We start from the raw sequence: 13,509 nt of genomic DNA, 5'->3' as shown, positions 1-13,509 counted from the left end.
CTATGGTTTTTGGGTTTCTGCATCAGGTAAAGATTCTATGTACTCATTTAGCTCCTCGGCTTTCCATGGATAGACTCTACCCTGAGTTGTTAGGCGGGTTTTGCTGACTGTACGCCCTGATATCAACGGTGCTTGATTGCCCCACTCATTTCTAATATAAGTCAGAATCGCTGCAATGCTCCCATCGTCCATGGTAGAATGGGCGGGCATTACGGGAAGAATATCAGGGGCATCATAAGTTTTGCCTGCTACATCCACCGGCCCTTCCAACCCGTGTAGCAAGATCATCGCCAGTCTTCGTTCATCACCAAGTACCCATTCTGAGCCAACCAGCGGAGGCCCCATTCTGCTGGCACCTGCTCCATCTGAGCCGTGACATCCTGCACAGGTCACTAAAAATTTCTGTCTGCCCTGCGCAAATTGCCTCATTCCTTTCTCATCAAGCTGAGTTTCGGAAATAGCCGTTTTGGAAGGCACAAATCCAGGCCAGGAAAACATCCCTTTCAGCATATTCAAACGATTTTCATCAATTGGAAGATCGGTTCTTCTAAACAGTGAAGGTTCTGCTTTCAGGACTATTGGCTCTTTGTCCTTTAAGTTTGCCGCCTGAATAGACATTCCGGAAATAAGAATGTTCTCTTTCCAGCCCAGTTCCCTGGAATTAGCCATAGCCAAAAGCCCGCTAACTTCCTTAGACTTTCCATTTTTAACAACTGCGGTTGCAAGGGTTTCCAAAAAAATCTCCTTTGTCTGATCTTGATCATTCCAATCTGCAGAAGCCCAAAGCTTTTGTAGGAAATCGTATTCTCTTCCTGCCAGGCTGCTCATCATCGCATCCCGTATGAGAGGATCGCCACCATGCGTTTTGAAAATGGCGGAAAGGACATTTTCACCTTCATCTGCAGGTAGTACATGTGCACTCAATGCAAGCTGTAGGGCCTCTTGGGATGTAGAAGAAGCGACAGCATCTTCCATAGCTTGAGCAAGTTTTGAACGGGTAGTGGAAGAAATTTGGGCAAATGGTTCTAATAATCTTAAGACGGTATTTTGTATCAGACCAAAAGAGTTATCGAGGGCTGAAAAAAGCAGATCTTCTGAAAGCAAACCAAGTCCTTCCAAAGTCCAAAGCGCATGAAAGCGTCCCATTTCACTTGTATTTGAATCTGATATTACTTTTATCAAACCGTCTTTCACGCTTTTATCATTTCTCTCCACCAAGAGACGCTGTGCCATATCCCTATACCAACCGTCTTTGTCTGAGAGCAATGTTATCAATTTCCCATTGCCTGCTTGCGAAAGCTTGGGCATCGCTCTTGCATTTTTACCCTCTGGTACAATCCTCCAAATTCTCCCCAAATGGATAGGCGTAAGTAAACCTCTGCCAACCGTCTGTTCACTCAGGTAAGGGGTAAGGTATTCCCCATGCTGGATCAATCCACGATACATATCGGCCAGGTATAAAGCGCCATCTGGTCCAGTCGCAAAAGCAGAAGGACGAAACCGTTCATCTGTAGAAGCTAAAAATTCTTTTCCCGGATTTGGGTCTATGCCCACAATTGCATTTCCATCTTCAGATAGGACATTCCTCTTCACCAAATTGCCTGCAGGTTCTGCCACAAAGGCATTTCCATAATATTCGGTAGGGAAAAGTGTACTTCTAAAAATCAAAGGAGAACATGCTGCTGTGAACTCCATCAGTCTCTGATTATCATCCAAAACACCTGGAATATAACCTCTGTTCACCGCAGGAGTCGGCCGGATCGGATAGACTCTACGATCCTGTGCAACTCCAAAGTCAATCCCTGTGGATGGGTCATGATTGGGATTTCTGGAGAGATAGTTAGGTGGTACTAGATCCGCGTGAAGTTGGGACCAATTATAATTGTAAAACAATCTTCCTTTGTCATCCTGGCTAATTCCCCATTGTCCACGGAATTCTGTAGTGTCTCTTATCCATTCGCCATTGGCATATTTATATCTCAATCGTGATTTAGCATTGTAGTACCAGTTGTCCACATTTCTCAGTAAACCATTATCTGAGTGCTCCGGATTGCCTGATGATGCATACGTAGAATCCAGAAGTACCTTGGTATCAGCCTTAAGGTCACCATTCAGATCTTGGGTAACCCATAGGGCACTATTTTCAGATACTAGTACTCCATCAGCGAAAAAACCTAGCGCACGGGGCATGATCAAACTATCCATGTAGACAGTACTCTTATCCATCTGGCCATCACCATTTTCATCCTCCAACATAGAGATTCTTCCAATTGGTTTGTCTTCTTCAGACCCCAGTGTATCTGTCATGAATCCCCGCATTTCTATCACCCAAAGCCTCCCATCCTCATCAAATGTGATAAAAACGGGCTCCTCCACCATGGGCTCTGAGGCAACTAGCTGGATTTGGAATCCTGGTTCCAGTTGGAAAGTTTCTAATTCTTCCTCCGCAGTTCTGGCCGGAGAGGGATTTGAAGGGTCTTCGGTGACAGTTTTGGCACAAGAAGCCAACATCATTACTATGAAAAAATAAGGAATACTACGGGTAATCGACATACTACAATACGGAATTTTGGGTTTGAGCAAATTCCCCCAATTAAACTAATCGCTACAAATTTTGACTAACTTAAAAAAGGTCTGTACAATTTGAAACATATTCGGCTGATACACAAGCTTGATTTTTTTAGTGGAAACATTACTTCATACCTTATCATCATAAGAGGCTCTCTCTTTATGCCTATATTCATCGGATTCAATACTACTCCACCTCATGTTAAAAAATAGTTTGCTTATCGCCATCCTGATACTGTTTTCATTTTACATCTTCAAAAAAGAAGTCATGGAAACGGCTGCACCAAGTTCTGTCACTTTGATCCAGTCCGAATTTTCCTGGAATGGAGATTCACTGCCACATTACCCAAGTTCAAAACCTCTGATATCCATTCTGAAAATCACCATCCCTGCACATTCTGAACTCCCCTTACATTATCATCCCGTAATCAACGCAGGCGTACTGCTGAAAGGGGAGCTTTTTGTGATAGATGAAGATGGCAATGAACTCACACTCAAAGCCGGGGACCCGATAGTGGAAGTGGTGAATAAAAAGCATTTGGGGAAGAATATGGGCGATGAGGATGCTGAGATCATAGTCTTCTATGCAGGAACACCAGGAATGAAGATTACCGAAAAAGTACAATAGTAAATTCCAAGCCTTAACTTTGACGAAAATTCCAGCACATGAACTTTTCAGAATTAGGACTTTCAAAGCAGATCCTTGATGCTATCGCAAAAGCAAAATATGACAGCCCCTACCCGATACAGATTGAAGCTATCCCGGCTATTCTGCAAAAGAAAGATGTGCTGGGAATAGCACCCACAGGCTCTGGAAAAACTGCATCCTATATACTCCCTATACTCCAGAGGCTTCAGGAAAAAGCTCCAAATAAAGGAAGAATGATCCCTGTGTTGGTGCTAGTCCCCACGCGGGAATTAGCTAGCCAAGTAGCTGAAGTAACGGAGAATTTTGCCAGGTTTCTAAATAGGCCGGTGAAGGCCTTGGCAGTTTTCGGTGGTGTTTCCATTAATCCTCAGATGATGAAAATCTACGGAACGGATATTTTGGTTGCTACTCCTGGCCGGTTATTGGATTTACTTTCGAAGAATTCTCTAAATCTTAATCAAGTCGAAGTTCTGGTGCTGGACGAAGCGGATAAGGTGCTGAACATGGGGTTCAAAGAAGAGGTGGATCAGATTCTGGAGAAACTTCCCCGTAAGCGACAAAACATACTCTTCTCAGCTACCAATGAAGAATCTGTAGAAGGATTAATCAATGAGCTGCTGCACGATCCAGTCCGTATCGCTGCTGAACCTGACATTGTCTCTCCAGATTTAATCGAGCAATATGCCTATCGCGTTCCCATGGAGCAAAAAGGTCCTTTCCTTCGTTATTTGATTAACTCTGGCGATTGGTCTCAAATCCTGGTCTTCGCTTCCTCTATCCGGGCTGCAAACAATATTGTCACAAAGCTCAACAAAAACGGTGTGGATGCACTGGCTTTTCATGGGGACAAAAGCCAAGGCGCAAGGACAGAAGCCCTGCATCGGTTCAAAACCGGCAAAACCAGGGTATTGGTGGCCACCGATCTGGCAGCAAGGGGAATTGACATCAAATTCTTACCGCTAGTGATCAATTATGAATTGCCTAGATCTCCAAAGGATTATGTTCATAGGATAGGTAGAACCGGCCGTGCAGGTGCTACCGGTGAAGCTATTTCCCTAATCGCCGAGGAGGATCTTCATCACTTCAAAATCATCCAAAAGAAGATGAAAAAGCATGTGCAGCTGAGAGGTATAGATGATATTGAGTTTTAAATCCTCTAAAAAAAAACCGAAATGATGCCAGTTTTTCTACTTCCCTCACCTGTCTGGTCGGAAGACCGATACTTCGCTCAGTACAAGTAACCGATGACCGAAGTGTATCCTAATACTCTTGCTCACCAGATCCCATGCTGCGTTTCGCTTTCTTGCTTGTAAAAAAGCGGCTATAAATCCCCCTTTTTCAAAATCTATTCTTTGGCAGTTTCGGGATTATCCAAAATCATACGGGTTGATGGGATTATTATTTAAAAAGAACAGTAAGAGATTGATTATTTTACAACACATTCTAATTATGCCTAATTAATTCGCAAAAAATTTAGCGAATATTTACGAACTCATTAACAAGTCAATCTGTTTCTTCTGGATACTATATTTTAGGTAAACTATTTTTAGGATGGAAAAGAAATATACTAAAACTGAATACTTTAAGATTGTCCTGGTACTTGGTGCTTTGTGTACAATCAGTCCTTTTTCTATCGATATGTACCTTCCAGGCTTTCCTGAGATGGCAAAAGATCTAGGAACACCTATTTCAAATATCCAACTTTCACTTACTGCCTATCTGGTTGGGATTGCGATTGGCCAATTGTTCTATGGACCGCTTTTGGATAAATATGGCCGGAAAAAGCCGCTATATGGAGGTCTGGCTATTTACATCTTAGCTTCCATAGGCTGCGCTTTGTCCCAATCCGTCGAAAACCTGATTTTCATGCGTTTTCTACAGGCAATTGGAGGTTGTGCTGGAATGGTATCTGCGCAGGCAATAGTGCGGGATATTTTCCCTGTGAAAAAAACTGCTCAGGCTATGTCTCTTCTTGTTCTGGTAATTGCTGTTTCTCCGATGATAGCCCCAACGCTAGGTGGATTCGTTACTGCTTCTTATAATTGGCACTGGGTATTTATAATTTTGGCAGCACTTACTGCTATTATTTGGATCGCCACAGTGGTAGTACTTCCTTCTGGAGCATTACCGGACAGAGAAGTGTCCCTAAAGCCAAAGCAGGTTTGGAAAAGCTACCTTAAAGTCCTTGAGAATCGCCAGTTTTTGGTGTACATGCTTGTGGGAGGTATCGCAGGAGCTGCTCCTTTTGCTTACATCGCCAGCTCGGCGGATGTATTCATGAATCTATATGGCGTCAGTGAACATCAATTTGGATGGATCTTCGCAATACTTGCTTTTGCGATGATCGGCTCCACACAGTTGAATCATATTTTATTGAAAAAATTCACTTCACAGCAGATCATCAATTTCTCCTTGCATTATCAAAGTTTCACAGGATTATTGCTTGTAGTTGGGGTTTATTTCAATGTATACAATGTTTATTCCCTGATCGCGCTGATGTTCTTATTCTTGACAGCCCATGGTTTGAACGGCCCAAATACTACTGCACTTTCTATGGCTCCGTTTTCAAAAAATGCCGGATCGGCATCAGCTATGCTAGGGAGCATGAGAATGGCCATTGGGGGAATAGTGACTGCGATTGTGAGCTTATTCCATGCGAGTTCTGCTTTCCCTATGGTATTGGGAATGGCCGTGTGCGCGTTAGGCGGGTTTGTTGTATTAAAAATGGATCAATCAATCCCCGGAACGATCAGCCGCCAACGAAACAGAGAAGCTTATGCTTCTTAAAACCTATTTAAACCAGAGCCGGAATCCCTGATTGATTCCGGCTTTTTCTTAATCGATAATCTACTTGATTAAATCTGGGTAAATCTGTCCTCCAGTGCCCCTGTCGAATAACGCGAAACAATAGGCACCTTCATATCCATTATCCCAATAGAATGGCACCAATCCATGTTTTTCCATGCTTTTGGTCACGTAGTTTAGATAGCAGGGATAGGTTGATCTGATTTTCTGCCGCCTTTTTCATGACTGCTCCTTATTCCCCTATTAAAACAGGAATGCCATTATCAAAGAATTTGGCTTTCATCTCTTGGAATTGCCCATCTGCATGTAATTCACCTTTCCAGGTAGCTGCTTTAGAAGGATCGGTTGCGTTTTTCCCCATTGTGTTATGTTCTCATTTGCATGCAGCGCAAATTCATATGGATCATAATAGTGAGCCTCCACCATTAATCTTCTTCCTGTAACATCGGTTGGCATCAAAAAGAAATTCACACCATAATCTATATTAGTATTGAAGGTCTGCACTACCAGATTACGATAAGTATTTCTTCTCCCAGTAGATAGTACAGCATCCACAAACGTCTGATCGAAGGAATTTTGGACTTCAGTGTATTCAGGTTTTTGGGCGCTTTAATCACAATCTACCATTACTTCATTCGTACCGGCAAAAAGAAGATGATCCTCATAATCACAGAAATTCAACGCAACCTGAATCCACATTTTTTCCAAAGGAGAAAAATACCAGGGAAATAAAAGCCGCGGATGCCAGAAATCTAACCAGGCTATTCATTGGATTTGATTTTGTAGTTCTAAAAGAAAAAATCCCCTATTCCAAAAAGTGGGATAAATGTTAGGCAAGGGGGATTCATTTGCTACCTGAGCTAGGAAAACACAAAATGAATCAGATGTTTCAGTCATTTCCGTCCAAAAAAAGAATAATCCCTACTTTTGTCATTCTCTCATCCATTCCGTCCATGGGCAATTCAAGTTTAGCCGTAAGAACAGTCATTTTCAGCATGCTGGGAAATGTTGCTTTGGCGGCAGTTAAATTCTTGACAGGTATCTTTGGCAATTCCTATGCACTGATTGCAGATGGCATCGAGTCAGTAGTTGACGTGTTTGCTTCTGTCCTCGTCCTTTTTGGGTTAAAGTATTCCTCCAGACCTGCGGACGAAAACCATCCCTACGGACATGGAAAGGCTGAGCCATTGATTACTTTTTTGGTGGTGGTATTTTTAGTCATTTCGGCAGGCACTATCGCGTGGCAAGCTTACCAACATATCATCACGCCGCATGAGTTACCCAAGCCTTTTACCCTGATTGTGCTGGCTGTAATCATCATCTGGAAGGAGATTTCTTTTCAGGTAGTAATGTCACGGAGTAAAAAACTAAAAAGCAGTCCACTAAAAGCAGAAGCCTGGCATCATCGCAGCGATGCCATTACATCTGTAGCAGCATTTATAGGGATTTCTATTGCGATATTTGGAGGGGAAGGATTTGAAAAAGCAGATGATATTGCAGCGCTTTTTGCAGTAGTCTTTATTCTTTTCAATTGCTATAAGATCTTCCGTCCAGCCCTTGGGGAAGTGATGGATGAAAACAATTACGAGGAACTGACAGCCCGCATCCGTGAGATTTCCCTGACCGTCCCCGGAATAAAAGGTACCGAAAAGTGCTACATCAGAAAAGCGGGAATGGAATATCATGTAGATTTACACGCACTGGTAGATGGAAAACTCACCGTCACCGAAGGGCATGACATCTCACATCAACTCAAGGATACACTCTGCAAAGTAATTCCGGAACTGGGAAATGTTTTGATACACATCGAACCTGTCTGACATGTCCACAAACCAACATCCCAAAAACTTGTCTCTAGCGCTATCTTGTTTTTCTAAAGAGCAAGTAAAAGATGTCTCAAACGCTACTTGGAAATCTCCCCTCTGAATCAAATATGTTAGCTTGTAAATTTGAACTATGCAGAGTTACTTCGGATTTGCAAAATCTTACACCCTTTAATCTAACTCAAATCAGTTGAAATTAAAAAGAAGAAGAAATCTGGTCAAAGCGTTGGATATTCTTGACCAACCTATCCGGTTCAACCCATTTCTTTTTAGCCGCACTTTTTTATTGTGGGCATTGCTTGGTCTGATTGGTGGAACCATAGCTGGCATTTACTGGATTGTATTGGAATATCTAACCCACAGGATCTCGATTTTTGAAGGCTGGGAAGTCATTCCTGTGATGGCTATCTGCGGACTTCTCGCCGGACTGGTTATTCACTTTATCGGCGACCCCGGTGAAATACACCTGATAGTCAACAATATACGTTTTAATAAAGGGAAGCTTGACCCAAAGAATAATCCTTCAATGATTATCTCCTCCCTGCTTTGTGTAGCTTCTGGAGGAAGTTTAGGACCCGAAGCTCCATTGGTACAAGTCACTGGATCGACTGGGACCTGGTTCGGAAAAGTGTTTAGACTGAAAGGCGAAGAGCTGCGTTCCATGAGTATAGCAGGCATGGCTTCTGGGTTCACAGCGCTATTTGGTGCACCATTGGGAGGAAGTCTTTTTTCGTTGGAAATATTACATCACAAGCATGCTGTAGAATATTACAAAGCTATTATCCCAGCCTTGGTTGCCAGTTGCTTTAGTTATCTGATCTTTGCTATTATTATTCACCTTGGATTAGGGGCGACATGGGAGGTGGCAAAATATGAATACGCAGGAGTGTTTGACTTTGGATACGCCGTATTATTCGCAATGGCTGCAACTTCCATGGGCTGGATCTTTATTTATTCCACCAAATTCCTCAAAAGCATATTTGACAAAAAACCACTCCCTATCTATATCAAAACACTTATCGGAGGGATTCTTCTTGGAATAATTGCCTACTATTTTCCGATCACAAGATATTTTGGGCATGAGGAGATCAACGAATTGCTGTCCGAAGATCACGCTCTTAAGGAGTTGATCGCAATTTTGATTTTTAAAACACTTGCCATCTCGATCACTGTGACCTCAGGATGGCGGGGAGGATTTATTATCCCACTGTTCTTCGTAGGTGCTACACTGGGATTGATTATCCATCAGGTTTTTCCCGGAACTAACCTTACCCTGACCATCGTAAGCTGCATGGCCGGTATCAATGCATGTGTCACCAGAACACCTATGAGTACAACGATTTTATTGACTACGCTTACTGGTTTCGGTTATTTTATCCCCATACTTTTTGCCAGTCTGACAGGATATTTTCTAGCTCCCAAGATCCCTTTTATAAGTTCTCAGAAGGAAATCCAATCGTTACAAGAATAGTTTTTATGATGACTTTCTCTAATTCTAAAGAGCAATTCTTTAAAACTTTGGCTAACTTAAAGTGGAATCTATTTTAGTACTTTAACCGGACTTTACCATGAATATCCTTAAAAATATGGCCTTCCATAATGATCGCCCTTCCGTCTGCGCAATCAAGCGAACAGACAAAATCAACTATTTTGCTATTGGATTGATTCATGATCAATTTCTAAAAAAGCACACCGTTAAAGATCCTTCACTTCTAACAGTGCTCCAAGGCGAAATAGAATTTCTCATCAATGGTGGAACAATTATTTTAAAAGAATTTGACACTTACGAGATACCAGTAAGGGTAGAACATGAAGTGAAAGGCCTGAAAACCAGGAATATTTTCACTATTATACAGGAAAAATAGCTCTGCAGACTGTACTCTTAAACCAATAACCTCTATACTAATGCAGGGTCTTCTCCGATGGATAATTTGGCCTTAATTTTTCAATAAACACGCTTCTAATCACCAATTTTAGTATCTTAATAAACCACATCTGCTAGGTTGCAGAGATTATTTATTACTTCTAGCCAATAGCTTAACAAACCCATGAAAACCATTTTAACCCTTTCTCTTTTTTTCAGTATCACCTTTGCTTTTGCGCAAGCGGAAAAGGAAGTCGAATCCCAGGTAGAAAAACTCCGTCTGGCATTAATTGATCCCACTGTAGCCAATCTTAGCGAACTGAGCTCCATACATCTGAGTTATGGTCACTCTAGCGGAAAGCTGGAAAACCAAGCCCAATTTATCGAAGCACTGGTCAGTGGAGCCTCTGATTTTGCTTCAGTTGATTTTCAAGATCAGACGATCCAAATAAAAAAAGACCTTGCTATAGTGCGACATAACTTAGCAGCAGATGTGCTCGATGGTGGGAAATCGAATTCAATAAAAATCGGAGTTATACTAGTTTGGCAAAAAGAAAAAGAGAACTGGAAACTTATTGCACGACAGGCGTATAAACTACCATAAAGACTTTTTAACCAACTAATACACGCTTGAAAAAAATACTTCTGGTAGAAGACGACACCCGGGTCTGTAGCTTTATCAATAAAGGGCTATCTGAAAATAATTTTGAAGTCACCCTTGCGATGGATGGCGGTATCGGTCTGCAGCTAGCCCTGAACAGCCAGTTTGACCTGCTTATTTTGGACATCATGCTCCCCACCATAAACGGTCTGGAGCTTTGTAGGCAAGTAAGGCTTCACAATACGGAGATCCCCATCTTATTCCTCACGGCTATGGGCAGCACTGAAAATGTCGTAATAGGGTTGGACTCTGGAGCAGACGATTATCTAGTCAAACCTTTCAAATTCATTGAACTCCTTGCACGAATCAAAACTCTCATGAGGCGGGGCGGTAAAATCGGAGAAACAAGTAGGTCAGACCATGATATTTACCAATTTGCAGATTTGGTGTTGGATGATACCGAAAAATCTGTCTTTCGCAACGAAAACGAGCTATCCCTTACCTCCACGGAATTTCGTCTGTTATTGATGTTTATGAAAAATCCACGCAAAGTGCTAACCCGTGTGGACATACTCCATGAAGTTTGGGGAGTCAACTTTGATATGGGAACCAATGTCGTCGATGTCTATGTGAACTATTTACGCAAAAAACTGGATAAATACGGTGATCAAAAGCTTATTCAAACGGTAATAGGAATGGGATATGTTTTAAAAGAGAACTAAATGAAACTCCAGAATAAGATCATCTATATTCTTCTCACAGCATTTTTAGGTTACACCTTATTGTTCAGCGGATTTATCTACTATTCCATATCAAGATTTGCCTTTACTGATTTTTACAAAAGACTGGAAATAAGAGCAATTGCCACTGCCAAAATAGAACTCGAAGACCAAAAGGACAACAATGTTGTCCAGCAGCTACGGCAGGATTATCTTGAGCCTCTTACCAATGAAAAACATCTAATATTAGAGGATATAGATCCTGACAATGTGGTAGAAGATGTGAGACTTGGCAAGTACAACCCGTCATTTCTTCAACAAATAATAGCGCGAGGAATAGCAAACTACAGCTACAAAGAAACGTTCTATTATGGCACCTTGTATTCGACACCAGATCAAAAGGAACATTTGATCATCCTTTCCGCTGAAAACTATTTTATCACCCATCACATCGCCTATTTAAGAAACCTTATTTTCACTTCCTTAGCTATTGCTTTTCTTTTGATTGTACTTTTCACGATCATGTTTTCCCGGAAAATAATTGAGCCAATCCAAAACATAATTAAGAAAACAAGAAAAATAGGTTCTGAGAACCTCCATATGCGGCTGGAGGTACCGGAAAGCAATGATTCTGTTCGTGAACTTGCCAAAACATTCAATGATATGCTGAACAGGCTTGAAACTTCCTTTGAGACTCAGAAAAACTTTATCAGCAATGCCTCCCATGAACTGAACACACCACTCACCTCTATCATTGGTGAAGCAGATGTCACACTTTCCAAAGTAAGGAAGCCAGTTGAATACGTAGAATCCCTCAATGCAATATTGGAGGAGGCAGAAAAGCTTCAAAAAAAGACCCAGGCATTGTTGCTATTGGCGCAGACAGGCTTTGATGGAAAAAGGCAAAAATTCGGAAAAGTAAGGATGGATCAGTTGATTCTAGACGTAAAAGAAACAGTAGAAAAAATTCAAACAAATTGCAAACTATGTCTTGATTTCAGCTTGTTGCCTGAAAATCCGCTTTTGCTGAAGGTATTGGGCAATGAGCAGCTCCTTCATCTGGCAGTATCCAACATAGTCTTGAATGCTTGCAAATATTCCAATGGGCAGCCGGTAAATATCGCTTTGGCTGTGATGGACGGAGAAATTATTGTGATCGTGAAAGACAGCGGTATTGGAATTCCAGAAGATGAAATGGAATACATTTATGACCCCTATTTCCGTGCTTCAAACACTAAAAACCATGAAGGCTATGGTATAGGGCTTCCCCTTGCGAGGAACATAATCCGGATCCATGCCGGAGAATTGCGGGTCAACTCTGTACTAAATAAGGGGACTACTGTGGAAATACGCCTTCCAAAGGGGAATTTTGTTCTCTAATCAAATTCTAATCTTAAATAAGAGATTCTAATCCAATCCTAATCTCATCCTTATTTCACTCTAATAAGTCAGGTATAATTTCACCCTTGTTAAAACAAACAAGGGTAATTATGACCAAGACGATATTAATACCAACTGATTTCACAGTAAAATCACTTAATCTAGCCAAAATAGCACTGCAAAAAAACCTATCATCCCAGGGCAAGGTAAGATTAATTTTGGTTCATGGTTTCTGGATGTCCACCTCCATTTCTGATTTGTTATTCTATTCCAAAAAAAGCCTGCTGGATAAATTGGAAACAGCAGATTTTAGAGCTAGCTGCAAATTGCTCCTTGGAAAATATGAGGATAAAATTGATCAAATGACTATTGACCTCTTCAGTGGGAGGAACCAAAGTTCATTCGAAAATTACTTGGAGGCCCATAACATCGACGAAGTGTACATTTCTCCCAGTTATAAATACAAACTCAAGAACAGCAGCAGTTTTGACCTAAATCCATTTATTGCTAAAAGTAAAGTTAAACAGGTAGAGGTGAATTGGGAGTTATCCGCAAACCACGAGGACACACAAGACGAACTATCAGCCTTGTTTTTCACACATGGCCAAATCGCCCATTAAACCACATTTATCCCATGAACATCAAATTCAGGTATCTGATCGGCTTCATCCTAGTTGCAGGGAATTATTTTACACTTCTTTCTTTCTTGCAAAGTCCTGAGGAGAATATTATAGGAGAATGGAAAGAAGTGTCTTGGGAATATGAGAAAATAGACTCTTTGGCATCTGATGACAGCTTTGATTACATGGTAACTGACCACATCAAACAGCAAATAAGTAGAAACTTAATCATCCATGAAGCTGAAGTCTGGAGATTTGGAAAAAATGAAATGCTTGAAATGAAAGGAAATGGTCTTTCGAAATCTCTGCATTGGAAGCTAAAAGGTAGGGGAAACATCCTTCAACTAAATGGCACACATAAAAATATAGAGCACTATTTGATTCAAGAACTCAATTCTGAACGCATGATCCTACATTTCAATATAGATATGCAGGTAAGAGGTATTGTAAAAATGACTTTTGAAAGAATCAATGCATAAA

General features: G+C 41.3%; 12 protein-coding genes and 1 pseudogene. 11 read left to right on the top strand and 2 right to left on the bottom strand.

All coding sequences use genetic code 11. The annotated features are described in order from the left end of the window. Entirely contained in the window at positions 1-2,553 is a 2,553-nt protein-coding gene (locus tag AS141_RS16210) for a DUF7133 domain-containing protein (protein WP_057938729.1), read from the bottom strand. Between the two features lie 214 nt (positions 2,554-2,767). Between AS141_RS16210 and AS141_RS16205 the strand changes: the two genes are divergently transcribed. From AS141_RS16205 to AS141_RS16195, 3 genes are all read left to right on the top strand, one after another. After that, on the top strand, positions 2,768-3,196 hold the full coding sequence (locus AS141_RS16205) for a cupin domain-containing protein (RefSeq protein WP_057938728.1): 429 nt from the start codon (positions 2,768-2,770) through the stop codon (positions 3,194-3,196). A gap of 38 nt (positions 3,197-3,234) precedes the next feature. Beyond that, positions 3,235-4,368 carry a DEAD/DEAH box helicase gene (locus AS141_RS16200; protein ID WP_057938727.1) on the top strand — a complete coding sequence of 378 codons (1,134 nt, stop codon included), beginning with the start codon at positions 3,235-3,237 and terminating at the stop codon, positions 4,366-4,368. A gap of 400 nt (positions 4,369-4,768) precedes the next feature. Beyond that, complete coding sequence (locus AS141_RS16195) at positions 4,769-6,004, top strand: multidrug effflux MFS transporter (RefSeq protein ID WP_082632332.1); 1,236 nt, start codon at positions 4,769-4,771, stop codon at positions 6,002-6,004. 297 nt (positions 6,005-6,301) lie between these two features. On the opposite strand, the pseudogene AS141_RS26630 reads toward AS141_RS16195, so the two are convergent. Further along, positions 6,302-6,589, bottom strand: a pseudogene (locus AS141_RS26630) (cellulase family glycosylhydrolase); the annotation flags it as partial. A 317-nt stretch (positions 6,590-6,906) separates the two neighbouring features. On the opposite strand from AS141_RS26630, the gene AS141_RS16190 reads away from it, so the two are divergent. The 8 genes from AS141_RS16190 to AS141_RS16155 all read left to right on the top strand — a co-directional run bounded on the left by AS141_RS16190 (position 6,907) and on the right by AS141_RS16155 (position 13,508). Then, entirely contained in the window at positions 6,907-7,842 is a 936-nt protein-coding gene (locus tag AS141_RS16190; protein ID WP_317043047.1) for a cation diffusion facilitator family transporter, read from the top strand. Between the two features lie 193 nt (positions 7,843-8,035). Next, positions 8,036-9,316 carry a chloride channel protein gene (locus tag AS141_RS16185; protein WP_057938726.1) on the top strand — a complete coding sequence of 427 codons (1,281 nt, stop codon included), beginning with the start codon at positions 8,036-8,038 and terminating at the stop codon, positions 9,314-9,316. A gap of 97 nt (positions 9,317-9,413) precedes the next feature. Continuing rightward, positions 9,414-9,710 carry a cupin domain-containing protein gene (locus tag AS141_RS16180; protein WP_057938725.1) on the top strand — a complete coding sequence of 99 codons (297 nt, stop codon included), beginning with the start codon at positions 9,414-9,416 and terminating at the stop codon, positions 9,708-9,710. Positions 9,711-9,893: 183 nt separating this feature from the next. After that, positions 9,894-10,313, top strand: coding sequence for a nuclear transport factor 2 family protein (locus AS141_RS16175; RefSeq protein WP_057938724.1), 420 nt, complete (start codon positions 9,894-9,896; stop codon positions 10,311-10,313). A gap of 26 nt (positions 10,314-10,339) precedes the next feature. Further along, positions 10,340-11,032: a response regulator transcription factor gene (locus tag AS141_RS16170; protein ID WP_057938723.1), complete on the top strand. Its 693-nt coding sequence runs from the start codon at positions 10,340-10,342 to the stop codon at positions 11,030-11,032. Next, positions 11,033-12,409, top strand: a complete 1,377-nt coding sequence (locus tag AS141_RS16165) for a sensor histidine kinase (protein ID WP_057938722.1) — start codon at positions 11,033-11,035, stop codon at positions 12,407-12,409. It begins immediately after the preceding gene. A gap of 110 nt (positions 12,410-12,519) precedes the next feature. Then, the gene (locus AS141_RS16160) at positions 12,520-13,029 is read left to right on the top strand and encodes a hypothetical protein (protein ID WP_057938721.1); all 510 of its coding nucleotides are present in this window, start codon (positions 12,520-12,522) and stop codon (positions 13,027-13,029) included. Between the two features lie 14 nt (positions 13,030-13,043). Then, entirely contained in the window at positions 13,044-13,508 is a 465-nt protein-coding gene (locus AS141_RS16155) for a hypothetical protein (RefSeq protein WP_057938720.1), read from the top strand. Position 13,509 lies beyond the last annotated feature (1 nt).

The organism is Algoriphagus resistens, from assembly GCF_001442615.1.
GTDB lineage: Bacteria > Bacteroidota > Bacteroidia > Cytophagales > Cyclobacteriaceae > Algoriphagus > Algoriphagus resistens.
This window is presented reverse-complemented; position numbering and strand designations above follow the sequence as displayed.